21 protein-coding genes and 1 pseudogene are annotated in these 22,757 nt (G+C 72.7%); 20 read left to right on the top strand and 2 right to left on the bottom strand.

Going from position 1 to position 22,757, the window contains the following annotated elements; all coding sequences use genetic code 11:
* Positions 1–64: 64 nt before the first annotated feature.
* On the bottom strand, positions 65–2,317 hold the full coding sequence (locus tag HCC30_RS03530) for an AAA family ATPase (RefSeq protein WP_169440445.1): 2,253 nt from the start codon (positions 2,315–2,317) through the stop codon (positions 65–67).
* Between the two features lie 280 nt (positions 2,318–2,597).
* Here HCC30_RS03530 and HCC30_RS03535 point away from each other — a divergent pair, with 280 nt between their 5' ends.
* From HCC30_RS03535 to nusB, 14 genes are all read left to right on the top strand, one after another.
* A complete protein-coding gene (locus tag HCC30_RS03535; protein WP_169440446.1) occupies positions 2,598–3,029 on the top strand; it encodes a DUF948 domain-containing protein in 432 nt (143 codons plus the stop codon).
* Positions 3,030–3,038: 9 nt separating this feature from the next.
* Entirely contained in the window at positions 3,039–3,359 is a 321-nt protein-coding gene (locus HCC30_RS03540) for a DUF6167 family protein (protein WP_240979259.1), read from the top strand.
* Positions 3,359–6,040, top strand: coding sequence for an alanine--tRNA ligase (alaS, locus tag HCC30_RS03545; protein ID WP_169440447.1), 2,682 nt, complete (start codon positions 3,359–3,361; stop codon positions 6,038–6,040). Before HCC30_RS03540 ends, alaS begins: the two co-directional genes overlap by 1 nt.
* Entirely contained in the window at positions 6,040–6,504 is a 465-nt protein-coding gene (ruvX, locus tag HCC30_RS03550) for a Holliday junction resolvase RuvX (protein ID WP_169440448.1), read from the top strand. Before alaS ends, ruvX begins: the two co-directional genes overlap by 1 nt.
* A gap of 133 nt (positions 6,505–6,637) precedes the next feature.
* Positions 6,638–8,386 carry an endolytic transglycosylase MltG gene (gene mltG / locus HCC30_RS03555; protein WP_169440449.1) on the top strand — a complete coding sequence of 583 codons (1,749 nt, stop codon included), beginning with the start codon at positions 6,638–6,640 and terminating at the stop codon, positions 8,384–8,386.
* 250 nt (positions 8,387–8,636) lie between these two features.
* Complete coding sequence (locus HCC30_RS03560) at positions 8,637–9,500, top strand: shikimate dehydrogenase (protein ID WP_169440450.1); 864 nt, start codon at positions 8,637–8,639, stop codon at positions 9,498–9,500.
* 121 nt (positions 9,501–9,621) lie between these two features.
* The gene (gene aroC, locus HCC30_RS03565) at positions 9,622–10,806 is read left to right on the top strand and encodes a chorismate synthase (RefSeq protein ID WP_169440451.1); all 1,185 of its coding nucleotides are present in this window, start codon (positions 9,622–9,624) and stop codon (positions 10,804–10,806) included.
* A gap of 47 nt (positions 10,807–10,853) precedes the next feature.
* A complete protein-coding gene (locus HCC30_RS03570) occupies positions 10,854–11,336 on the top strand; it encodes a shikimate kinase (RefSeq protein WP_169440538.1) in 483 nt (160 codons plus the stop codon).
* A complete protein-coding gene (gene aroB / locus HCC30_RS03575; RefSeq protein ID WP_169440452.1) occupies positions 11,333–12,427 on the top strand; it encodes a 3-dehydroquinate synthase in 1,095 nt (364 codons plus the stop codon). Before HCC30_RS03570 ends, aroB begins: the two co-directional genes overlap by 4 nt.
* Positions 12,424–12,867 (top strand): type II 3-dehydroquinate dehydratase, encoded by a 444-nt coding sequence (aroQ, locus tag HCC30_RS03580; RefSeq protein ID WP_169440453.1) that lies wholly within the window; start codon positions 12,424–12,426, stop codon positions 12,865–12,867. The genes aroB and aroQ overlap by 4 nt, the downstream gene beginning before the upstream one ends.
* A 134-nt stretch (positions 12,868–13,001) precedes the next feature.
* A complete protein-coding gene (locus HCC30_RS03585; protein WP_169440454.1) occupies positions 13,002–13,964 on the top strand; it encodes an AAA family ATPase in 963 nt (320 codons plus the stop codon).
* A 115-nt stretch (positions 13,965–14,079) separates the two neighbouring features.
* On the top strand, positions 14,080–15,207 hold the full coding sequence (locus HCC30_RS03590) for an aminopeptidase P family protein (RefSeq protein WP_169440455.1): 1,128 nt from the start codon (positions 14,080–14,082) through the stop codon (positions 15,205–15,207).
* 68 nt (positions 15,208–15,275) lie between these two features.
* Entirely contained in the window at positions 15,276–15,842 is a 567-nt protein-coding gene (efp, locus tag HCC30_RS03595) for an elongation factor P (protein ID WP_169440456.1), read from the top strand.
* A gap of 2 nt (positions 15,843–15,844) precedes the next feature.
* Complete coding sequence (gene nusB / locus HCC30_RS03600) at positions 15,845–16,270, top strand: transcription antitermination factor NusB (RefSeq protein WP_169440457.1); 426 nt, start codon at positions 15,845–15,847, stop codon at positions 16,268–16,270.
* Positions 16,271–16,531: 261 nt separating this feature from the next.
* On the opposite strand, the gene bldD is transcribed toward nusB, so the two are convergent.
* Entirely contained in the window at positions 16,532–17,032 is a 501-nt protein-coding gene (bldD, locus tag HCC30_RS03605) for a transcriptional regulator BldD (RefSeq protein ID WP_169440458.1), read from the bottom strand.
* Positions 17,033–17,353: 321 nt separating this feature from the next.
* Here bldD and pyrR point away from each other — a divergent pair, with 321 nt between their 5' ends.
* The 6 genes and pseudogenes from pyrR to carB all read left to right on the top strand — a co-directional run.
* The gene (gene pyrR / locus HCC30_RS03610; RefSeq protein WP_169440459.1) at positions 17,354–17,956 is read left to right on the top strand and encodes a bifunctional pyr operon transcriptional regulator/uracil phosphoribosyltransferase PyrR; all 603 of its coding nucleotides are present in this window, start codon (positions 17,354–17,356) and stop codon (positions 17,954–17,956) included.
* 197 nt (positions 17,957–18,153) lie between these two features.
* Entirely contained in the window at positions 18,154–19,143 is a 990-nt protein-coding gene (locus tag HCC30_RS03615; protein WP_169440460.1) for an aspartate carbamoyltransferase catalytic subunit, read from the top strand.
* Positions 19,144–19,145: 2 nt separating this feature from the next.
* Positions 19,146–20,441: a dihydroorotase gene (locus HCC30_RS03620; protein WP_169440461.1), complete on the top strand. Its 1,296-nt coding sequence runs from the start codon at positions 19,146–19,148 to the stop codon at positions 20,439–20,441.
* Positions 20,442–20,455: 14 nt separating this feature from the next.
* Entirely contained in the window at positions 20,456–21,064 is a 609-nt protein-coding gene (locus HCC30_RS03625; RefSeq protein ID WP_169440539.1) for a hypothetical protein, read from the top strand.
* A complete protein-coding gene (carA, locus tag HCC30_RS03630; RefSeq protein WP_169440462.1) occupies positions 21,061–22,212 on the top strand; it encodes a glutamine-hydrolyzing carbamoyl-phosphate synthase small subunit in 1,152 nt (383 codons plus the stop codon). The genes HCC30_RS03625 and carA overlap by 4 nt, the downstream gene beginning before the upstream one ends.
* Positions 22,205–22,757 (top strand): annotated as a pseudogene (carB, locus tag HCC30_RS03635) (carbamoyl phosphate synthase large subunit); the annotation flags it as partial. The gene carA and the pseudogene carB, both read left to right, overlap by 8 nt.

A 22,757-nucleotide genomic window follows, 5' to 3' on the forward strand; every position in this document is an offset into this window, starting at 1 on the left:
CTCGACCGCTCCACGCCGCACGGCGTTCCGGCCCGCCTGTCTCCCCCTCGGCCCTGAGTTCCGCTCAGGCCGGCGGGGGCGGCACGGCGGGCCGTCGTGCGTCGTCGGCGCGCAGCACGCCCGCCGTGCTCCACGGGCGGGGCGTGCCCGCTCTGTTCTCCTGCCGCCTGGTGGCGGCCGGATGCCGGAGCAGTTCGCGTTCCGTGACGCCCCGGGGGCCCAGCTCCCGGCCGCGGCGGAAGGCCGCGCGCGCGGCCTCCTCGCCCAGCGCCTCGCGCACCCGGTCCCGGCAGGCGATGCCGGCCTCCTCCAGCGAGCGCGGCCCCGGACGGAGCGCGCCCAGCGTCCGCAGGCCCTCGCCCGCGGCGCCGAGCAGCTCACCCGCGCGCTCGGGCTCGTCCGGCACGGTCAGCGCCGCCAGGTGCTGGAGCGCCAGCGCGGTGCCGAAGACGTCGTGAAAGGCGCGCTTCGCGGCGAGGCACTCCAACGTCAACTCGTGCGCCCGCTCCGGGGATCCGAGCCGGGCGTGCGCCTGCGCCAGCGCGTACAGCGCGTAGCTGCGGGCCCACTGCTCGTCGCTGTCGGCCGCGATGTCCCGGGCCTCGTCGGCGAGGGTCAGCGCGGTCTCCGGCTCGTCGTCGGCCAGGTGCGCCACGGCCAGCTGCACGAGCGCGAGGATCACCAGGGTGTTGAGTTCGCCGAGCGCGCGGAAGCGGTCCAGCACCTCGCTCAGCAGGGCCTTCGCGCGGGACGCCTCGCCGCGGGCCAGGGCCAGCAGGCCCAGCATCTGCCGCGCGTACACGGCCGCGGTCTCGTCGTCGTTGGCCTCGGCCAGCTCCAGGCACTCGTGCAGCACGCCCAGCGCGGCGACCAGATCGCCCCGCAGCAGCGACGCCAGCCCCGAGACCCACAGCGCCTTCGCGCGTGCCTCCGGCTGGTCGCCGGACCAGGCCAGGGCCCGGTCCAGCCACGCCTGCCCCTCGGCCAGCCGGCCGCAGCCGAGCCAGTAGAACCAGAGCGTCGCGGCCAGGTACTGGCCGGTGTGCGCCTCCTCCGGGTACTCCAGGCAGTACTCCAGCGCCAGCCGCAGATTGGGCAGTTCCTGGTCGACGTGGGCGGCGATCTCGTCCTGCCGCGGGCTGAACCAGTCCAGTTCGCACCAGGTGGCCAGGCCGAGATACCAGTCGCGGTGCCGGCGGCGCAGCCACTCGGCCTCGCCGAGCTCCTCCAGCCACAGCGCCCCGTACTCCCGGAGCGTCTCCAGCAGGTGGTAGCGGGCCTGCCGGGTGGGGGCCGCGGCCTCCGGGCGGTCCGACGGGTCCCCGGCGTCCGCCACGTCGGGCCCGGTCCGGACCACCACGGACTGGGCGACCAGGGAGGCGAGCGCGGGCAGCACCCGGTCGACGGGCAGGTCGCCGCCCGCGCAGAGGTACTCGGCCGCCTCCAGGTCGAAGTCGCCCGCGAAGACGGACAGCCGGGCCCACAGCAACCGCTCCTGGGCGGTGCACAGTTCGTGGCTCCAGCCGATCGCGGTGCGCAGCGTCCGGTGCCGGGGGAGTGCGCTGCGGTCGCCGCCGGCGAGCAGCCCGAAGCGGTCGTCGAGGCGCTGCCCGATCTGCTCGACGGAGAGCGCGCGCAGCTGCTCGGCCGCGAGCTCCAGCGCGAGCGGGATGCCGTCGAGGCGGGCGCACAGGTCGGTGACGGCGGTGAGCGTCCGGCCGCGCGCCGCGAAGCCGGGGAGGATGCCGCGGGCCCGCTCGGTGAACAGCTCCACGGCTTCCTCGCGCCCCAACGGCCCCAGCGGGAACAGGCGTTCACCCGCGATGTGCAGCGGCCGCCGGCTCGCGACGAGCATCCGCAGGCCCGGCGCGTGCCGCAGCAGCCCGGCCGCGAGTTCGGCGCACTCCTCGGCCAGGTGCTCGGCGTCGTCGAGGAACAGCAGCGCCTCCCGGCCGGCGAAGTGCTCCCGCAGCACCGACCGGGGCGGGCCGCCCGCGCTGTCCTGGAGGCCGAGCGCCTCGATCACGGTGTGGGCCGGCGTCCCGCCGTCCCGCAGCGCGGCCAGGCCGACGTACCAGACGCCGTCGGAGAAGCGATCCTGCACGCGTTCGGCGGCGCGCAGCGCGAGCCGTGTCTTGCCCGTGCCGCCGGCGCCCGTCACCGTCGTCAGCCGGGCCCGCGTCAACTGCTCGGACAGCGCGGCGACTTCCGTCTCGCGGCCCACGAACCCGCTGAGCGCGCCGGGGAGGTTGCCCCGCGTGCGCGGCCGCGCGGGCGAGGGCTCCGGGGAGTGCTCGGGGCGCTGGAAGGGTCGCATAAAACACGGAGCGTACGCGGAGGTGAGCGCACCGTACAAACGCCGTGATGCGGCGGCACGCACCCCGTGACGCCGCCAACCGGCCCGTGGCGCGGGGCCGTTCCCCGGGTGTGCGCGCCGCGCGGCCGCCTCCGCGTGCGCGGCCCGGAATGGGGTACGGACGCGGGGCCGCGGCGCGATAAGGTCGGTACCTGCCGCCGCACCGGGCACCGCCTCGCGACCGAGCAGCTGCCACACGGCGGCGGCCGACCCCCAAGACGACCGAGGGAAGCGGTGCAGCGTGTCCGGTGGAGAAGTGGCCGGTCTCCTGGTGGCCGTCTTCTGGGCGATCCTGGTGTCGTTCCTCGCCGTGGTGCTGGTGAGGCTCGCACAGACGCTCAAGGCGGCGACCAAGCTCGTGACGGGCGTGACGGAACAGGCCGTCCCCCTGCTGGGAGAGGCGTCCGCGACCGTGCGCTCCGCGCAGAGCCAGCTGGAGCGCGTCGACGCCATCGCGTCCGACGTCCAGGAGGTCACCTCCAACGCCTCGGCGCTCTCGTCCACCGTCTCCACCACCTTCGGCGGCCCGCTCGTCAAGGTCGCGGCCTTCGGCTACGGCGTACGGCGGGCCCTCGGGCGGCAGAAGACCGACACTCCCGCGCCCCGCAAGGTGGTCGTGTCCGGCACGCTGCCCCGTGCCCGGCGCGCCGGCCGCAAGCGCGGAAAGGGCTGATCCACGCACATGTTCCGCCGTGCCTTCTGGTTCACCACCGGCGCCGCAGCCGGTGTGTGGGCCACGAACAAGGTCCACCGCAAGCTCCGCAGCCTCGCGCCCGACGCGCTCGCGGTCCGCGCCGCCGACAAGGCCGTCGAAGGCGGCCACCGGCTGCGGGAGTTCGCGCTCGACGTCCGCGCGGGAATGTCCCAGCGCGAGACCGAGCTTAGGGACGTCCTGGGCCTCACCGCGCCCGTGGACCCTCCGCACCAAGACCTCCTGCCCCCGCGGGCCCAGCGGCCCGAACTGGGGACGACCTACTCATACGACCGGAAAGAGGACCACTGATGGAGTCGGCTGAAATCCGCCGCCGCTGGCTGCGCTTCTTCGAGGAGCGGGGGCACACCGTCGTGCCGTCGGCGTCGCTGATCGCGGACGACCCGACGCTGCTGCTGGTCCCCGCGGGCATGGTCCCCTTCAAGCCCTACTTCCTGGGCGAGGTCAAGCCGCCGTACCAGCGGGCGACCAGCGTGCAGAAGTGCGTCCGTACGCCGGACATCGAGGAGGTCGGCAAGACCACCCGGCACGGCACCTTCTTCCAGATGTGCGGCAACTTCTCCTTCGGCGACTACTTCAAGGAAGGCGCCGCGAAGTTCGCCTGGGAGCTGCTCACCACCCCCGTCGACGGCGGCGGTTACGGCCTCGACCCCGAGCGCCTGTGGATCACCGTCTACGAGGACGACGACGAGGCCGAGCGCATCTGGCGCGACGTCGTCGGCGTCCCGGCCGCGCGCATCCAGCGCCTCGGCAAGGACGAGAACTACTGGGACATGGGCGTGCCCGGCCCCTGCGGCCCCTGCTCCGAGATCAACTACGACCGCGGCCCCGAGTTCGGCGAGGAGGGCGGCCCCGCGGTCAACGACGAGCGCTACGTGGAGATCTGGAACCTGGTCTTCATGCAGTACGAGCGCGGCCCGGGCCAGGGCAAGGACTACCCGATCCTCGGCGACCTGCCCAGCCAGAACATCGACACCGGCCTCGGCCTGGAACGCCTCGCGATGATCCTGCAGGGCGTGCAGAACATGTACGAGATCGACACCTCGCGCATGATCATCGACAAGGCCGGGGACCTCACCGGCGTCCGCTACGGCACCGCCGAGTCCTCCGACGTCTCCCTCCGCGTCGTCGCCGACCACATCCGCACCGCCATCATGCTCATCGGCGACGGCGTCACCCCGGGCAACGAGGGCCGCGGCTACGTCCTGCGCCGCATCATGCGCCGGGCCATCCGGAACATGCGGATCCTCGGCTCCGAGGGCCCGACGGTCGCCGAGCTGACGGACACCGTCATCAAGGCCATGAGCCCGCAGTACCCGGAGCTGGAGACCGAGCGCAAGCGCATCGAGACCGTCGCGCTCGCCGAGGAGGCCGCCTTCCTCAAGACCCTCAAGGCCGGCACCAACATCCTCGACACCGCCGTCACCGAGACCCGCGCCGCCGGCGGCAGCGTGCTCTCCGGCGAGAAGGCGTTCCTGCTCCACGACACCTGGGGCTTCCCCGTCGACCTCACCCTGGAGATGGCCGCCGAACAGGGCCTCTCCGTGGACGAGGACGGCTTCCGCCGTCTGATGAAGGAGCAGCGGGAGCGCGCCAAGGCCGACGCGCGGGCCAAGAAGCAGGGCCACGCCGACCTTTCCGCGTACCGCGAGATCGCCGACCGCAGCGGCGCCACCGAGTTCACCGGGTACAAGTCCACCGAGGGCGAGACCTCCGTCGTCGGCCTGCTCGTCGACGGCGTCTCCTCGCCCGCCGCCCGCGAGGGCGACGAGGTCGAACTCGTCCTCGACCGCACCCCGTTCTACGCCGAGGGCGGCGGCCAGCTCGCCGACACCGGCCGGGTGCGGCTCGGCAGCGGCGCCGTCGTCGAGGTGCGGGACGTGCAGCAGCCGGTGCCCGGCGTGACGGTGCACAAGGGCGTCGTCCAGGTCGGCGAGGTCACCGTGGGCGCCCCGGCGTACGCGGAGATCGACGTCACGCGGCGCCGGTCCATCGCCCGCGCGCACAGCGCCACCCACCTCACCCACCAGGCGCTGCGGGACGCGCTCGGCCCGACCGCCGCCCAGGCCGGTTCGGAGAACTCCCCGGGCCGCTTCCGCTTCGACTTCGGCTCGCCCAACGCTGTTCCCGGCACGGTGCTGCTGGACGTGGAGCAGCGGATCAACGAGGTCCTCTCCCGTGAACTCGACGTCCAGGCCGAGTACATGGGCATCGAGGAGGCCAAGAAGCAGGGCGCGCTGGCCGAGTTCGGCGAGAAGTACGGCGACACCGTGCGTGTGGTGACCATCGGCGACTTCTCCAAGGAGCTCTGCGGCGGCACGCACGTGCACAACACCGCGCAGCTCGGCCTGGTGAAGCTGCTGGGCGAGTCCTCCATCGGCTCCGGCGTCCGCCGCGTCGAGGCGCTGGTCGGCGTCGACGCCTACCAGTTCCTGGCCCGCGAGCACACGGTCGTCTCGCAGCTCACCGAGCTGGTCAAGGGCCGTCCCGAGGAGCTGCCGGAGAAGGTGTCCGGGATGCTCACCAAGCTCAAGGACGCGGAGAAGGAGATCGAGCGCTTCCGCGCCGAGAAGGTCCTCCAGGCCGCCGCCGGGCTGGCCGAGGGCGCCAAGGACGTGCACGGCGTCGCGCTCGTCGCCGCGAAGGTCCCGGACGGCACCGCCGCCGACGACCTGCGCACCCTGGTGCTCGACGTCCGCGAGCGGCTCCAGGCGCTGCACGGCGCCGCCGGCCGCCCGACCGTCGTCGCCCTGTTCACGGTGACCAACGGCCGCCCGCTGACGGTCATCGCGACCAACGACGCCGCCCGCGACCTCGGCCTCAAGGCCGGCGACCTGGTGCGGACGGCCGCGAAGACGCTGGGCGGCGGTGGCGGCGGCAAGCCGGACGTCGCCCAGGGCGGCGGCCAGAACGCGGACGCCGTGCCGGAGGCCGTCGCCGCCGTCGAGCGTCTCGTGGCGGAGGCCCGCTGATGCGCCGCGGCCGTCGCCTCGCCGTCGACGTCGGGGACGCCCGGATCGGGGTCGCCAGCAGCGACCCCGACGGGGTCCTGGCCACCCCGGTCGAGACCGTGCCGGGGCGGGACGTCCCGGCGGCGCAGCGGCGGCTGGCCGCGCTGGTGGCCGAGTACGAACCGCTGGAGGTCGTCGTCGGGCTCCCTCGCTCCCTCAAGGGGGGCGAGGGCCCGGCCGCGGCCAAGGTGCGCGCGTTCGCCGAGGAGTTGGCGAGGAACATCACACCTGTGCCGGTCCGGCTCGTCGACGAACGGATGAGCACGGTGACCGCGGCGCAGGGCATGCGGGCCTCGGGAGTCAGCTCCAAGAAGGGCCGTTCGCGTATCGACCAGGCCGCCGCCGTCGTGATCCTGCAGAGTGCGCTGGAGACCGAGCGGACCTCGGGCGAGGCTCCGGGGCATTGCGTCGAAGTGGTTGTCTGATCGCGATACGGTAACGTCTCGCGCGACACGGCAGCCGTCCGAGCACGAGTCGCCGTACGCGTGACCCGGTGAAGGGCGCGTACGCTCGCGCCACTTGGGCAACCGGCTGCCGCATGCCGGCACAAGGGGATCGATGACTGAGTATGGCCGGGGGTACGGCTCCCAACCGTGGCACCCAGAGGACCCCCTCTACGGGGATCAGGGCGGCTGGCAGGACCCGTACGGCGGCGGACAGCATCAGGCCCCGCAGCAGCAGAACTACGCGGAAGCGCCGCAGTACGACGCCTACGGCTACGGCCAGGAGCAGGCCACCGGGCAGCAGTTCCCGCACTACGCGCAGCAGCCCCATCAGCCGCAGCAGGGGTACGACCCGTCCTACGCCGATCACTCCTACGGTGGCCCGTCCTACGGCGATCCCTCGTACGGGGAACCGTCGTTCGGGGGGCAGCACCAGGGCCAGTACGACACGGGCCAGGGCGCGTACGCCGGCGGCTGGGACCCCGCGCAGGGGGACGGCCAGGGGTACGACCCGGCCTACGGCATGGGCGCCACCGACCCGTACGGCATCCCGCCCGTCGGGCCGGAGCACCCGGAGCACCACGAGCCGGACCCGCAGGGGTACCCGTACCCGGAGCGGCAGCATCCGCAGGGCGGCCCGGGGCCCGACCCCGAGACCGGCTGGGACCCGGGCCCGGACCGCGGTGAGCACGCCTTCTTCGCGGGGGGCGACGAGGACGGCGACGACGGGGACGACGTCCCCGAGGGCAAGGGGAAGGGCCGCGGTGGCCGGACCCGTCGCGGTGGCGGCACCAAGCGCCGCAGCGGCTGCGCCGTCTTCGCCATGACGGCCGTCGTCATCGGCGGCGTGGGCGCCGTCGGGTACTTCGGGTACGACTTCTACCAGTCGCGATTCGCCGCGCCGCCGGACTACGCGGGCAAGGGCAGCGGCGAGGTCACCGTCGAGATCCCGGACAACTCGACGATCTCCGACATGGGGAACGCCCTGAAAAGTGGGGGAGTGGTGAAGAGCCACGACGCCTTCGTGGCCGCCGCGACCGAAGGGGGCGGCGACCGCATTCAGAGCGGCACCTACACGATGCGGAAACAGATGGCCGCGTCCGAGGCCGTGAAGCTGATGCTCGACCCCGCCAGCCAGAATGTCCTGATCGTGCCCGAGGGCGCCCGCAACGCCCAGGTCTATTCGATGATCGACGACAAGATCGGGCTGAAGGACGGCACCACCGCGAAGGTCGCCGAGGAGAAGTCCGGAAGCCTCGGACTTCCTTCCTGGAGCGGCGGTTCACACGTCAAGGACCCGCTGGAGGGCTTCCTCTACCCGTCCCGCTACACCGTCGGCGAGGATGCCACGCCGGAGGACGTGCTGAAGCAGATGGTGACGCGTGCGGAGAAGCGTTACGAGAGCATCGGCATAGCGGACAAGGCGAAGAGCGTGGGCCTGGATTCGCCGTTCGAGGTCCTCTCGGTGGCGAGCCTCGTCCAGGCGGAGGGCCGCACGCACGACGATTTCCGGAAGATGTCCGAGGTGGTCTACAACCGCCTCGAACCCGGGAACACCGAGACCAACGGCATGCTCGAATTCGACTCGACGTACAACTACGTCAAGAATCAGAGCGAGATCGATCTCACCGTCAGCGAGCTGCGGAACTACAACAACCGCTACAACACCTATTTCTACAAGGGGCTGCCGCCCGGGCCGATCGGAAACCCCGGCGACGACGCGCTGAAGGCCGCGGTGAACCCGGACGACGGCGGCTGGTTCTACTTCATCTCCCTCGACAACAAGACCTCGCAGTTCACGAAGACGTACAAGGAACACGAGAAGCTCGTCGAGAAGTTCCGGAAGATCCGCCAGGGCAAGTGACGCCTTTTCTCCCGGTGCCGGAACATCCGGCACCGGGAATTGGCGTGGGCGAGGTGTGTCCGGGATGTGATGGTTTGACAGTCCCGAGCCGCGCTGTGTTCCATGGGGCGGATATATGTGGCGGCCGCCTTTCCTGCCGGAGACAACGGCCCGCCGGAAACGCCCGGGCCGGGAAATGCCCGGCGCGTGGCGTCAGGGCGACGCACGCCGCGGAAGACGGCGCGCGGAACCCGCGGAGAGTGGAGGGTGCATGGCTGACCAGGAAGCGGCGCGGCACAGGGCGGCGGTGCTCGGCTCACCCATCGCGCACTCGCTCTCACCCGTCCTGCACCGCGCCGCCTACGCCAAACTCGGCCTCACGGACTGGAGTTACGGCGCGCACGAGGTCGACGAGTCCCGCATCGGCGCCTTCCTCGACAGCCTGGGCCCGCGCGGCGGCGAGCGCGCCGAGGGCGGCTGGCGCGGCCTCAGCCTGACCATGCCGCTCAAGCGCGCCGTCATCCCGCACCTGGACGGGATCACCGAGACCGCCGCCTCCGTCGAGGCCGTCAACACCGTCGTGTTCACCGAGGACGGCCGCCGCACCGGCGACAACACCGACATCCCCGGCATGGTCGCCGCCCTCCGCGAACGCGGCGCCGGCACCGTGGAGAGCGCCGCCGTCCTCGGCGCCGGCGCCACCGCCTCCTCCGCGCTCGCCGCCCTCGCCCGCGTGTGCACCGGCGACATCACGGCGTACGTGCGCAGCGCGGCCCGCGCCCACGAGATGAAGGGCTGGGGCGAACGGCTCGGCGTCCGCGTCCGCGTCGCCGACTGGGCCGAGGCCGACGAGGCGTTCCGCGCGCAGCTCGTCGTCGCCACCACCCCGGCCGGCGCCACCGACGGGCTCGCGGACGCCGTGCCGGACCACCCCGGCACCCTCTTCGACGTGCTCTACGACCCGTGGCCGACCCCGCTCGCCGCCGCCTGGGCCGCGCGCGGCGGCACCGTCGTCGGCGGGCTCGACCTGCTGGTGCACCAGGCGGTGCTCCAGGTCGAGCAGATGACGGGCGTCACCGCCGCCCCGCTCGCCGCGATGCGCGAGGCCGGCGAGGCGGCCCTCGCCGCCCGCTGACGCGTCCCCCCGGTCCGCTCCCTGGACGGGGCCGGGGGAGCCGGCGGCCTCGTGGGAAGATCGGGGGCAGACCGTTCGCACCGCGAATTCGCACCCACGAATCAGGACACGAGGAGCACCGTTGAGCAGGTTGCGCTGGCTGACGGCCGGGGAGTCGCACGGCCCCGCACTGGTGGCGACGCTGGAGGGGCTGCCCTCCGGAGTCCCGGTCACCACGGACATGGTGGCGGACGCACTGGCACGGCGGCGCCTGGGCTACGGGCGCGGTGCCCGCATGAAGTTCGAGCGTGACGAGGTCACCTTCCTCGGCGGCGTGCGGCACGGTCTGACCCTCGGCTCCCCGGTGGCCGTCATGGTGGGCAACACCGAGTGGCCGAAGTGGGAGAAGGTCATGGCGGCCGACCCGGTCGACCCGGCCGAGATCGAGGGCATGGCCCGCAACGCCCCGCTGACCCGCCCCCGCCCCGGCCACGCCGACCTGGCCGGCATGCAGAAGTACGGCTTCGACGAGGCCCGCCCGATCCTGGAGCGCGCCTCCGCGCGCGAGACCGCGGCCCGCGTGGCCCTCGGCACCGTCGCCCGCTCGTACCTGAAGGAGACGGCGGGCATCGAGATCGTCTCGCACGTCGTCGAACTCGGCGCCGCCAAGGCCCCGTACGGCGTCGTCCCCGAGCCCGGCGACGTGGCCCGGCTGGACGAGGACCCGGTGCGCTGCCTGGACGCCGACGCCTCCAAGGCGATGGTCGCCGAGATCGACAAGGCGCACGAGGACGGCGACACCCTCGGCGGCGTCGTCGAGGTCGTGGCCTACGGCGTGCCCGTCGGGCTCGGCTCGCACGTGCACGGCGACCGCCGCCTGGACTCCCGCCTGGCCGGTGCCCTCATGGGCATCCAGGCCATCAAGGGCGTCGAGCTGGGCGACGGCTTCGACCTCGCGCGGGTGCCCGGCTCGCAGGCGCACGACGAGATCGTGCGCGGCGCGGACGGCATCACCCGCTCCAGCGGCCGCTCCGGCGGCACCGAGGGCGGCCTCTCCACCGGCGAACCGCTGCGCGTCCGCGCCGCGATGAAGCCCATCGCCACCGTGCCCCGCGCCCTGGCCACCGTCGACGTCGCCACCGGCGAGGAGGCCCGGGCGCACCACCAGCGCTCGGACGTGTGCGCCGTCCCGGCCGCCGGGATCGTCGCCGAGGCCATGGTCGGACTGGTCCTCGCGGACGCCGTCGCGGAGAAGTTCGGCGGCGACAGCGTCACCGAGACCCGGCGCAACGTCCGCGGCTTCCTCGACGGCCTGGAGATCAAGTGACCGGCGGGGCAGGCGAGTCGGGCCCCTCCGTCGTCCTCGTCGGCCCCATGGGCTCCGGCAAGACGACGGTCGGTGACATCCTCGCCGCCCGCCTCGGAACCACCTGCCGGGACACCGACGCCGACATCGTCGCCGCACAGGGGAAGCCCATCTCGGAGATCTTCCTCGACGACGGCGAACCCGCCTTCCGCGACCTGGAACGCGCGGCCGTCCGCACCGCACTCACCGAACACACCGGCGTCCTCGCCCTCGGCGGCGGCGCCGTCCTCGCGGAGGAGACCCGCGAACTCCTCGCCGGACAGCCCGTCGTCTTCCTGGAGATGGGCGTCGCCGAGGCCGTCAAGCGGGTCGGGCTCGACGCCCCGCGCCCGCTGCTGCTGGTCAACCCGCGCCAGCAGTGGCGCAAGCTGATGGACGAGCGCCGCCCGCTGTACGAGCAGGTCGCCCGCGCCGTCGTCAGCACCGAAGGCCGTACCCCCGACGAGGTCGCCGACGAGATCCTCGAAGCCTTGGAGCTGAAGCAGTCATGACCACCGAGACCCCCACCCGCATCACCGTCGGCGGCACCGAGGGCACCGCGCCGTACGACGTCCTCGTCGGACGGCAGCTGCTGGGCGAACTGCCCGGCCTGATCGGCGAGTCCGCCAAGCGCGTCGCCGTCCTGCACCCCGAGGCGCTCGCCGAGACCGGCGACGCGCTCCGCCAGGACCTGGCCGACCAGGGCTACGAGGCGATCGCCATCCAGCTGCCCAACGCCGAGGAGTCCAAGACCGCCGAGGTCGCCGCGTACTGCTGGAAGGCGCTCGGCCAGTCCGGCTTCACCCGCAGCGACGTCGTCGTCGGCGTCGGCGGCGGCGCCACCACCGACGTCGCCGGCTTCGTCGCCGCGACCTGGCTGCGCGGGGTGCGCTGGATCGCCGTGCCGACGACCGTGCTCGGCATGGTCGACGCGGCCGTCGGCGGCAAGACCGGCATCAACACCGCCGAGGGCAAGAACCTCGTCGGCGCCTTCCACCCGCCCGCCGGCGTGCTCTGCGACCTGGCCGCGCTCGACTCCCTCGGCGTGCACGACTACGTCGGCGGCCTCGCCGAGGTGATCAAGGCAGGCTTCATCCGGGACCCGGCCATCCTCGAACTCGTCGAGAGCGACCCGGAGGCGGCCCGTACGCCCGCCGGCCCGCACACCGCCGAGCTGATCGAGCGTTCCATCCGGGTCAAGGCGGCGGTCGTCACCTCCGACCTGAAGGAATCGGGCCAGCGCGAGATCCTCAACTACGGGCACACCCTCGCGCACGCCATCGAGAAGAACGAGCGCTACAACTGGCGGCACGGCGCCGCCGTCTCCGTCGGCATGGTCTTCGCCGCCGAACTCGGCCGGATCGCCGGACGGTTGGACGACGCCACCGCCGACCGGCACCGCCGCATCCTGGAGTCCGTCGGGCTGCCCGTCACCTACCGCGGCGACCAGTGGCCGAAGCTGGTCGAGACGATGAAGGTCGACAAGAAGTCTCGCGGCGACCTGCTGCGCTTCATCGTCCTCGACGGCCTCGGCAAGCCCGTCGTCCTGGAGGGCCCGGACCCGGCGATGCTGCTCGCCGCGCACGCGGAGATCGCCGCGTGAGCCCGCAGCGCGTCCTGGTGCTCAACGGCCCGAACCTCGGCCGCCTCGGCTCCCGCGAGCCCGACGTGTACGGCTCCACCTCGTACGCGGGCCTCGTCGAGGAGTGCACCGCACGCGGCGCGGAGCTCGGGATGGACGTCGAGGTCCGGGAGACCAACGACGAGGCGGAGATGATCCGTTGGCTGCACGAGGCGGCCGACGGCGCCCTCCCCGTCGTCATCAACCCCGGTGCGTTCACCCACTACTCGTACGCGATGCGGGACGCGGCGGCCCAGCGCAGGGCCCCGCTCGTGGAGGTGCACATCTCCAACCCGCACGCCCGCGAGGAGTTCCGGCACACCTCGGTCGTCTCCGCCGTCGCCAGCGGCACCATCGCGGGCTTCGGCATCGGCTCCTACACGCTCGCGCTGCGCGCCCTCGCCGCCGAACTCACGGGCTGAGCAAGGGCGTCGGGCACGGACGCCGGCCGCCCGGTCACCCCCGGGCGGCCGGGCGCTGTACCGTCCACTACTGTCACACCATCACGGCGCTGCGGGGGCAGTGCCCGCACACGCGAGACGGAGTTGGGGACCGGATGCAGCAGGGCCGCCCGAGCGAGTACGGGGCACAGCAGCCCGTTCCGCTTCCGGAACCCTTCCCCGCCTACGGCCAGGGCCCGGGCTGGAACGGCCCGGGACACCACCGCCCCCCGGCCCCCGGCGGCCCCCCGCCCCCACCGGGCCCGCCCCCCGCGGCCCCGGCCCCGCACGTCCCCCCGGCACCGGCACCCCCGGCCCCCGCACCCGGCGGCCCCGCACCGGCACCCGCGGCACCCGTGCCCGCGCCCGCGCCGTCCGGTCACCCGGGCCACCCCGCGCACCCCAGCGGCCCCCCGCAGGGCCCGGGCACCAGTGAGACCACCGGCCACATCCAGCTGCCCCGGGGCGCGCCCGTCGAGATACCCGCGCCCGGCACCGACCCGGAGCAGCTCGACGCCACCCGCGCCGCCGTCGCCGTCCTGCTGATCGGCCCGGCCGGCGCGGGCAAGACCACCGTCGCGCGCCACTGGGCGGGCCGCCGCGCCGTCCCCACCGCGCACATCAGCCTCGACGACGTCCGCGAGTGGGTACGCTCCGGCTTCGCCGACCCGCAGACGGGCTGGAACGAGCACTCCGAGGCGCAGTACCGGCTGGCCCGCCGCACCTGCGGCTTCGCCGCGCGGAACTTCCTCGCCAACAACATCTCCTGCGTCCTCGACGACGCCGTCTTCCCCGACCGCCCCGTCATCGGCCTCGGCGGCTGGAAGCGGCACGTCGGCCCGGGGCTCATCCCCGTCGTGCTGCTGCCCGGGCTGGAGGTCGTCCTGGAGCGGAACGCCGAGCGCAGCGGCAACCGCAGGCTCAGCGACGAGGAGGTCGCCACCATCCACGGCCGCATGGCCGGCTGGTACGGCTCCGGGCTGCCGATCATCGACAACACCCGGCAGGACGTCGCCACCACGGCCCGCATGCTCGACGACGTCGTGGCCCGCAGCCTCGCCAGCCCGCCCAGCTGGTGAACCGCCCCCGCGCCGCCCGGGAACGGGGCGGCGCGGCAGGCCCCCGGAAGGCCGCCGTCCCCCGCACGGACCCGCTCACCCGGCTGCCCGCGTGCGCGCTCCGTACGCTCGGCACATGTCCGAGGTGCATGTGGTCCGCCGGTCTCAACTGCGCGAGCGCTGCGCCGCGAGCGCGGCCCCGGGCGGCCAGGCCGACGCGGTGCTCGTCTCACGGCCCGCCAACATCCGCTATCTGACCGGCCGCAGCCCCCGCGGCGCCGCCCTGCTGCTCGGCGCGGACGGGCAGGACACCCTGATCGGCCCGGCCGAACCCGACCGCCCCTGCGACGACGGCAGCCACCCGTCCGACGACCTGCGCACCTGCGAGCTCTCCGCGCCCGACGGCGACACCGCCGTCGCCGCCGCCGACCTCGCGGTACGCACCGGCGCCCGCAGCCTCGGCGTCGAGGAGTACCACCTCACCGTCGCCCGGCACCGCGCCCTGGCCTCCGTCGCCCCCGGGCTGCGGCTGACCGACCTGGCGTGCGCCGTCGAACAGCAGCGGGTGGTCAAGGACGAGGAGGAGATCGCCGCCCTGCGGGTCGCGGCGGAGATCACCGACCAGGCGCTCGGCGAGCTCCTGGAGTCGATCCTCGTCGGCCGCACCGAGCGGCACCTCGCGCTCGAACTGGAGCGCCGCCTCATCGACCACGGCGCCGAGGGCCCCGCCTTCCCCACCTCCGTCGCCACCGGACGCCACTCGGGGCTGGCCCGGCACAAGCCCACGGACCGGCGCGTGGAGGAGGGCGACTTCCTCACCGTGCGACTGGGCGCCCGGTACCGCGGCTACCGTTGCCAGATCGGCCGTACGTTCGTCATCGGCACCGCGCCGGAGGACTGGCAGGTCGACCTGTACGACCTCGTCTTCGCCGCCCAGCGGGCCGGCCGCGAGGCCCTCACCCCGGGCGTGGCCTGCAGCGGAGTGGACCGCAGCGCCCGCCGCGTACTGGCCTCCGCCGGGTACGGGGAGGAGGCCGGACCGGTCACCGGGCACGGCGTCGGACTGGAAATCGGTGAGGACCCTCAGCTGTCACCTGCGGCCATGGGTAAACTGGACGATCGTGTGCCGGTCACCGTCCAACCGGGGGTTCATGTCCCGGGCCGAGGCGGCGTCCGGATCGACGACACACTCGTCGTCCGTCCTCAGGCGGACGGCGGACCCGAGCTACTCACCATCACGACCAAAGAGCTGCTCGCCCTGTAGCCCGACGGGCCTGCGGGGCGCTTCAGTGCTTTGGTCCCGCAGCAGCAGTCTCAGGAGATTCCGCGACCGTGGCATCCACGAACGACCTCAAGAACGGCATGGTGCTCAAGCTCGACGGCGACCAGCTCTGGTCCGTCGTCGAGTTTCAGCACGTCAAGCCCGGCAAGGGTCCCGCCTTTGTCCGTACGAAGCTGAAGAACGTCCTCTCCGGCAAGATCGTCGACAAGACGTTCAACGCGGGCACCAAGGTCGAGACGGCCACTGTGGACCGCCGGGGTATGCAGTTCAGCTACAAGGACGGCGACTACTTCGTCTTCATGGACATGGACACGTACGACCAGATCCATGTCTCCCCCGAGGTCGCCGGCGACGCCGCCAACTACCTGCTCGAGGGCTTCGAGGCGACGGTGGCCATGTACCAGGGCAACCCGCTCTCGGTCGAGCTCCCGGCCGCCGTCGAGCTGGTCATCGCAGAGACCGAGCCCGGCGTGCAGGGCGACCGCTCCACCGGCGGCTCCAAGCCGGCCACCCTGGAGACCGGCTACCAGGTCGCCGTCCCGCTCTTCATCACCACGGGTGAGAAGATCAAGGTCGACACCCGCTCCGGCGAATACCTCGGCCGGGTGAACAGCTAACCGTGGCATCCCGCAGCAAGGCCCGTAAGCGCGCCTTCCAGATCATCTTCGAGGCCGACCAGCGCGGACGCCTGGTCACCGAGGTCCTCGCGGACTGGATCCGGCACGCGCGGACCGACGACCGGCAGCCGCCGGTCAGTGAGTACACGATGCAGCTCGTCGAGGGGTACGCGGAGTCCGCCGACCGTATCGACGAACTGATCAGCACCTACTCCGTGGGCTGGACCCTCGACCGCATGCCGGTCGTCGACCGGTGCATCCTGCGGCTCGGCGCGTACGAACTGATCTGGTCGGACGACATCCCCGACGCGGTGGTGATCGACGAGGCGGTGCAGCTCGCCAAGGAGTTCTCCACCGACGAGTCGCCCTCCTTCATCAACGGCCTGCTGGCCAAGCTGAAGGAGCGCAAGCCCAGCCTCGGGCTCTGAGCCGGAGCCGGCCTCTTCCGGCGAGGGCCGCGCAGCACCGTCGCGCGGGCCTCGCTCCGGCCGGTCCGGCCCCGGGCCGATCCGGCCCGCTGCCGGGCGCAGACACACCAACGCCGCCGGGGCGAGCTCCTGGTCCACCGAGATCCCTCTCGGAAGGACCGGGTGCCCGCCCCGGCGGCGTGGTGTTCTCGGTGCGCGGACCTCCGCGCCGGCGTACCGCCTCCGCCGCTCAGGGCCGGAGGCCGTACGTCACGGCGCCGGTCACACGTCCTCGTGCGCGACGGCGCGGCGCGCGTCGGCGTCGAGCACGCCCCAGCTGATCAGCTGCTCGGTCAGGACGGACGGCGACTGGTCGTAGATCACGGCCAGGGTGCGCAGGTCGTCCTGGCGGATCGACAGCACCTTGCCGTTGTAGTCACCGCGCTGGGACTGGATCGTCGCCGCGTACCGCTGGAGCGGGCCCGCCTTCTCGGCCGGGACGTGCGCCAGCCGCTCGAGGTCGAGCACCAGCTTCGGCGGCGGCTCGGCGGCACCGCCCGGCGTCGTGCCCGGCAGCAGCTCCTGCACCGGGACGCCGTAGAAGTCCGCCAGCTCGGCGAGGCGCTGCACGGTCACAGCACGGTCGCCGCGCTCGTACGAGCCGACCACGACCGCCTTCCAGCGGCCCTGGGACTTCTCCTCCACACCGTGAAGGGAGAGGCCCTGCTGTGTGCGGATGGCCCGGAGCTTCGCTCCGAGCTGCTTGGCGTATTCGCTGGACATGAGGCTCCCCGGACGCTGTTTCGCTTCGGCGGCTGCGCCGCTGTTTGGTAACTCACTGTGAGGTTACGCAGCGTAATATGCTCCGTCAAGCCGAGAGCCCCGCACCCCCCTCCGACCAGCGACGACCCAGCTCACGGGCTGATCGCAAGTCGGGAAACAGGCCCCGTTCGGCCCCTTCCGCACCCCCGCGCGCGAGCCCTGCGGAAGCCCTGGGCAACCCCCGGAAGAGTGACGTCCGGGCCCGGTGGTAGCGTGGTCGGCCGACACATCAGGCGTCCTTTAAGTCCCGTCCCGTGAGACGGGGAAGGAGGTCCGTACCCCATGGATTCCATGGACCACGGCAAGAGCTCTGCTCCGGCCCGCCCCGTTCTGGAGGCGCCGGACATCGCGCGGGTGCTCACCCGCATCGCCCACGAGATCGTCGAACGCGCCAAGGGCGCCGACGACGTGGTGCTCCTCGGCATCCCCACCCGCGGCGTGCACCTCGCCCAGCGGCTCGCCGTCAAACTCGGCGAGATCACCGGCCGCGAGATCCCCGTCGGCTCGCTCGACATCACCATGTACCGCGACGACCTGCGCCTCGGCCCGGTCCGCGCGCTGGCCCGCACCGAGATCCCCGGTGAGGGCGTCGACGGACGGCTCGTCGTCCTCGTCGACGACGTGCTCTTCTCCGGCCGCACCATCCGCGCCGCGCTCGACGCCCTCGGCGACATCGGCCGCCCCCGCGCCGTGCAGCTCGCGGTCCTCGTCGACCGCGGCCACCGCGAACTCCCCATCCGCGCCGACTACGTCGGCAAGAACCTCCCCACCTCGCTGCGCGAGACGGTCAAGGTCCGGCTCACCGAGGAGGACGGCCGCGACGGCGTGCTGCTCGGTGAGCAGGACGCCCCCGCCGACCCGGCCGCCGAACCCTCCCAGCGGTAGCACCCGCCGACAGGCGACAGCAGCACAGCGAACCGGCCGGCAACATCACGCACGCCCGGCCCCGCCGCGGCCCCGCATGCCCGCACGCCCCTGCCCGGCCGCGCACCCGGCCGGCCCGAGCGTGCCCGCGAACGCCGCGCCGGCCCGCGAACCCCCAGCTCAAGCCCCCTCCGACGCCTCACCACGGAAGGCAACAGATGAAGCGCCATCTCATCTCGGCCGCCGACCTCACCCGTGACGACGCCGTCCTGATCCTCGACACCGCCGAGGAGATGGCACGCGTCGCGGACCGGCCGATCAAGAAGCTGCCGACGCTGCGCGGCCGCACCGTCGTCAACCTCTTCTTCGAGGACTCCACCCGCACCCGGATCTCCTTCGAGGCCGCGGCCAAGCGCCTGTCCGCCGACGTCATCAACTTCTCCGCGAAGGGCTCCTCCGTCTCCAAGGGCGAGTCCCTCAAGGACACGGCGCTCACCCTGGAGGCCATGGGCGCCGACGCCGTCGTCATCCGCCACCCCTTCTCCGGCGCCCCGCACCGGCTGGCCACCTCGGGATGGATCGGCGGCTCCGTGGTCAACGCGGGCGACGGCACCCACGAGCACCCCACGCAGGCGCTGCTCGACGCGTTCACCATGCGCCGCCGTCTCGGGGGAGGCGAGGGCCGGGACCTGTCGGGCCGTCACATCACCGTCGTCGGGGACGTCCTGCACAGCCGCGTCGCCCGCTCCAACGTGCACCTGCTGAGCACCCTCGGCGCCGAGGTCACCCTCGTCGCGCCGCCCACCCTGGTGCCCGTCGGCGTCGACACCTGGCCCTGCGAGGTGAGCTACGACCTCGACGCCGTACTCGCCAAGTCCGACGCCGTGATGATGCTCCGAGTCCAGCGCGAACGCATGAACGCCGCCTACTTCCCGACCGAGCGCGAGTACTCCCGCCGCTACGGCCTGAACGGCGAACGCATGGCCCGGATGCCCGAGCACGCGCTCGTCATGCACCCCGGACCGATGAACCGCGGCATGGAGATCACCGCCGAGGTCGCCGACTCGCCGCGCTGCACCGCCGTCGAGCAGGTCACCAACGGTGTCAGCATCCGGATGGCCGTGATGTACCTGCTGCTCGGCGGCTCCGAGCCCGCCGTCTCCACCGCCGCACCCGCACCCGCCGCCCGCAACGAGGAGAGCAACTGACCATGAGCGACACCGCGAAGACCCTGATCCGCGGGGCGCGGATCCTCGGCGGCGAGCCCACCGACGTCCTGATCGAGGGCGAGACCGTCACCGCCACCGGCGAGGGCCTGAGCGCCGAGGGCGCCGAGACCGTCGAGGCCGGCGGCCGCATCCTGCTGCCCGGCCTCGTCGACCTGCACACCCACCTGCGCGAGCCCGGCCGCGAGGACTCCGAGACGGTGCTGACCGGCACCAAGGCCGCGGCCAAGGGCGGCTTCACCGCCGTCCACGCCATGGCCAACACCTTCCCCGTCGCCGACACCGCCGGCGTCGTCGAGCAGGTCTGGCGCCTGGGCAAGGAATCCGGCTACTGCGACGTCCAGCCCGTCGGCGCCGTCACCGTCGGCCTCAACGGCAAGCAGCTCGCCGAGCTCGGTGCCATGCACGACTCCGCCGCCTCCGTCCGCGTCTTCTCCGACGACGGCAAGTGCGTCGACGACGCCGTGATGATGCGCCGCGCCCTGGAGTACGTGAAGGCCTTCGACGGCGTCGTCGCCCAGCACGCGCAGGAGCCCCGGCTGACCGAGGGCGCCGAGATGAACGAGGGCGTCGTCTCCGCCGAACTCGGCCTCGGCGGCTGGCCCGCCGTCGCCGAGGAGTCGATCATCGCCCGGGACGTGCTGCTCGCCGCCCACGTCGGCTCCCGCGTGCACATCTGCCACCTGAGCACCGCCGGCTCCGTCGAGATCGTCCGCTGGGCCAAGTCCAAGGGCTGGAACGTCACCGCCGAGGTCACCCCGCACCACCTGCTGCTGACCGACGAACTGGTCCGCTCCTACGACCCCGTCTACAAGGTCAACCCGCCGCTGCGCACCGAGGCCGACGTGATGGCGCTGCGCGAGGCCCTCGCCGACGGCACCATCGACTGCGTCGCCACCGACCACGCCCCGCACCCGCACGAGGACAAGGACTGCGAGTGGGGCGCGGCCGCCATGGGCATGGTCGGCCTGGAGACGGCGCTCTCCGTCGTCCAGCACACCATGGTCGACACCGGCCTCCTGACCTGGGAACAGGTCGCCGACCGGATGTCCCACCGCCCCTCCGCCATCGGCCGCCTGGAGGGCCAGGGCCGCCCGGTCGCCGCTGGCGAGCCTGCCAACCTCGTCCTCCTGGACCCCGACTACCGTGGGTCCGTGGACCCCGCGGGCTTCGCCTCCCGCAGCCGCAACACCCCGTACCAGGGCCGTGAGCTGCCGGGACGCGTGACCCACACCTGGCTGCGGGGCCGTGCGACGGTCGTGGACGGGAATCTCACGTGAACCCTCAGAACCTCATGACGTACCTGGCCGCTGCCGAGCCGCGGTCCCAGGAGGTCACCGACTGGGCAGCCCGCATCGGCTGGACCGTCGGGCTGCTGATCTTCATCGCCCTCCTGTACTGGCTGATGCGCCAGGGCTGGAAGTGGCGCGGCACCCTCCAGGGCGGACTGCCCGAGCTGCCCGCGGCGCCCGAGGACCGGGGCGAACCCCGGCTCACCCTCAGCGGCCGCTACCACGGCTCCACCACCGCGGGGCAGTGGCTCGACCGGATCGTCGCGCACGGCCTGGGCGTCCGCAGCCGCGCCGAACTGACCCTCACCCGCGAGGGCATCGCCGTGGAACGCCCCGGCGCGCAGGACTTCTTCATCCCCGCCGACCGGATCACCGACGCCCGGCTCGACAAGGGCATCGCGGGCAAGGTCCTGACCGAGGGCGGCCTGCTCGTCATCACCTGGCGGCACGGCGAGGGAGAGCTCGACTCCGGCTTCCGCTCCGACCGCGCCGCCGAACACCCGCAGTGGGTCACGGCCGTGCGGGACCTCGCGGAGAGCACCGGCGCACCGGACGCCGCGGACGCGGACACCGCGCACGAGAAGAACACCGAAACGGAAGGCGCACGATGACCACCTCCACCAGGGGAATCGCCCAGCAGAAGGCGTCTCCCGCCGTACTGGTCCTGGAGGACGGCCGCAGTTTCCGCGGCCGTGCCTACGGGGCCGTGGGGGAGACGTTCGGTGAGGCGGTGTTCTCCACCGGCATGACCGGCTACCAGGAGACGCTGACCGACCCCTCCTACCACCGCCAGGTGGTCGTGATGACCGCCCCGCACATCGGCAACACCGGAGTCAACGACGAAGACCCCGAGTCCCGCCGCATCTGGGTCTCCGGCTACGTCGTCCGCGACCCCGCCCGCGTCCCGTCCAACTGGCGCTCCGTGCGCTCCCTGGACGAGGAGCTCGCCGCGCAGGGCGTCGTCGGCATCAGCGGCATCGACACCCGCGCGCTCACCCGCCACCTGCGCGAGCGCGGTGCCATGCGGGTCGGCATCTTCTCCGGCGAGGCCGTCGCGGACGAGGCGACGCTGCTGGCCAAGGTGAAGAACTCGCCCGAGATGAAGGGCGCCGACCTGTGCGGCGAGGTGGCGACCGACGAGGCGTACGTCGTCCCCGCCGTCGGGGAGAAGCGCTTCACCGTCGCCGCCGTCGACCTCGGCATCAAGGGCATGACCCCGCAGCGGATGGCCGAGCGCGGCATCGAGGTGCACGTCCTGCCGCCGTCCTCCACCGTCGAGGACCTCTACGCCGTCAACCCCGACGGCGTGTTCTTCTCCAACGGCCCCGGGGACCCGGCCACCGCCGAGCACCCCGTCGCCCTGATGCAGGCCGTACTGGAGCGGAAGACTCCGCTCTTCGGTATCTGCTTCGGCAACCAGATCCTCGGCCGCGCCCTCGGCTTCGGCACCTTCAAGCTGAAGTACGGGCACCGGGGCATCAACCAGCCGGTCCAGGACCGCACCACCGGCAAGGTCGAAGTGACCGCGCACAACCACGGGTTCGCCGTGGACGCGCCGCTCGACCGCGTGAGCGAGACCCCGTACGGCCGCGCCGAGGTCTCCCACGTGTGCCTGAACGACGACGTGGTCGAAGGCCTCCAGCTGCTCGACCAGCCCGCCTTCAGCGTCCAGTACCACCCCGAAGCGGCAGCGGGTCCGCACGACGCCGCCTACCTTTTCGACCGCTTCGTATCCCTGATGGAGGGCCAGCGTGCCTAAGCGCACCGACATCCAGTCCGTCCTGGTCATCGGTTCCGGACCGATTGTGATCGGCCAGGCTGCCGAGTTCGACTATTCCGGTACCCAGGCTTGCCGGGTCCTCAAGTCCGAGGGCCTGCGCGTGATTCTGGTGAATTCCAACCCGGCCACGATCATGACCGACCCGGAGATCGCCGACGCCACCTACGTCGAGCCGATCACCCCGGAATTCGTCGAGAAGATCATCGCCAAGGAGCGTCCCGACGCCCTGCTGCCCACCCTCGGCGGGCAGACGGCACTCAACGCCGCGATCTCCCTCCACGACGCGGGCACCCTCGCGAAGTACGGCGTCGAACTCATCGGCGCCAATGTCGAGGCGATCAACAAGGGCGAGGACCGCGACCAGTTCAAGGACGTCGTCGAAGAAGTCCGCAAGAAGACCGGACACGGCGAATCCGCGCGTTCCTACATCTGCCACTCGATGGACGATGTGCTCAACGGGGTCGAGGAGCTGGGCGGTTACCCGGTGGTGGTGCGTCCCTCGTTCACGATGGGCGGTGCCGGTT

Source organism: Streptomyces sp. HNM0574, assembly GCF_012726235.1.
GTDB lineage: Bacteria > Actinomycetota > Actinomycetes > Streptomycetales > Streptomycetaceae > Streptomyces.

Coding starts and splice junctions, on each gene's coding strand:
- HCC30_RS03530 (WP_169440445.1), bottom strand. CDS start 2,317: ATGCGACCCTTCCAGCGCCCCGAGCACTCCCCGGAGCCCTCGCCCGCG.
- HCC30_RS03540 (WP_240979259.1), top strand. CDS start 3,039: ATGTTCCGCCGTGCCTTCTGGTTCACCACCGGCGCCGCAGCCGGTGTG.
- alaS (WP_169440447.1), top strand. CDS start 3,359: ATGGAGTCGGCTGAAATCCGCCGCCGCTGGCTGCGCTTCTTCGAGGAG.
- ruvX (WP_169440448.1), top strand. CDS start 6,040: ATGCGCCGCGGCCGTCGCCTCGCCGTCGACGTCGGGGACGCCCGGATC.
- mltG (WP_169440449.1), top strand. CDS start 6,638: ATGACTGAGTATGGCCGGGGGTACGGCTCCCAACCGTGGCACCCAGAG.
- HCC30_RS03560 (WP_169440450.1), top strand. CDS start 8,637: ATGGCTGACCAGGAAGCGGCGCGGCACAGGGCGGCGGTGCTCGGCTCA.
- HCC30_RS03570 (WP_169440538.1), top strand. CDS start 10,854: ATGGGCTCCGGCAAGACGACGGTCGGTGACATCCTCGCCGCCCGCCTC.
- aroB (WP_169440452.1), top strand. CDS start 11,333: ATGACCACCGAGACCCCCACCCGCATCACCGTCGGCGGCACCGAGGGC.
- HCC30_RS03585 (WP_169440454.1), top strand. CDS start 13,002: ATGCAGCAGGGCCGCCCGAGCGAGTACGGGGCACAGCAGCCCGTTCCG.
- HCC30_RS03590 (WP_169440455.1), top strand. CDS start 14,080: ATGTCCGAGGTGCATGTGGTCCGCCGGTCTCAACTGCGCGAGCGCTGC.
- bldD (WP_169440458.1), bottom strand. CDS start 17,032: ATGTCCAGCGAATACGCCAAGCAGCTCGGAGCGAAGCTCCGGGCCATC.
- pyrR (WP_169440459.1), top strand. CDS start 17,354: ATGGATTCCATGGACCACGGCAAGAGCTCTGCTCCGGCCCGCCCCGTT.
- HCC30_RS03615 (WP_169440460.1), top strand. CDS start 18,154: ATGAAGCGCCATCTCATCTCGGCCGCCGACCTCACCCGTGACGACGCC.
- HCC30_RS03620 (WP_169440461.1), top strand. CDS start 19,146: ATGAGCGACACCGCGAAGACCCTGATCCGCGGGGCGCGGATCCTCGGC.
- HCC30_RS03625 (WP_169440539.1), top strand. CDS start 20,456: ATGACGTACCTGGCCGCTGCCGAGCCGCGGTCCCAGGAGGTCACCGAC.
- carA (WP_169440462.1), top strand. CDS start 21,061: ATGACCACCTCCACCAGGGGAATCGCCCAGCAGAAGGCGTCTCCCGCC.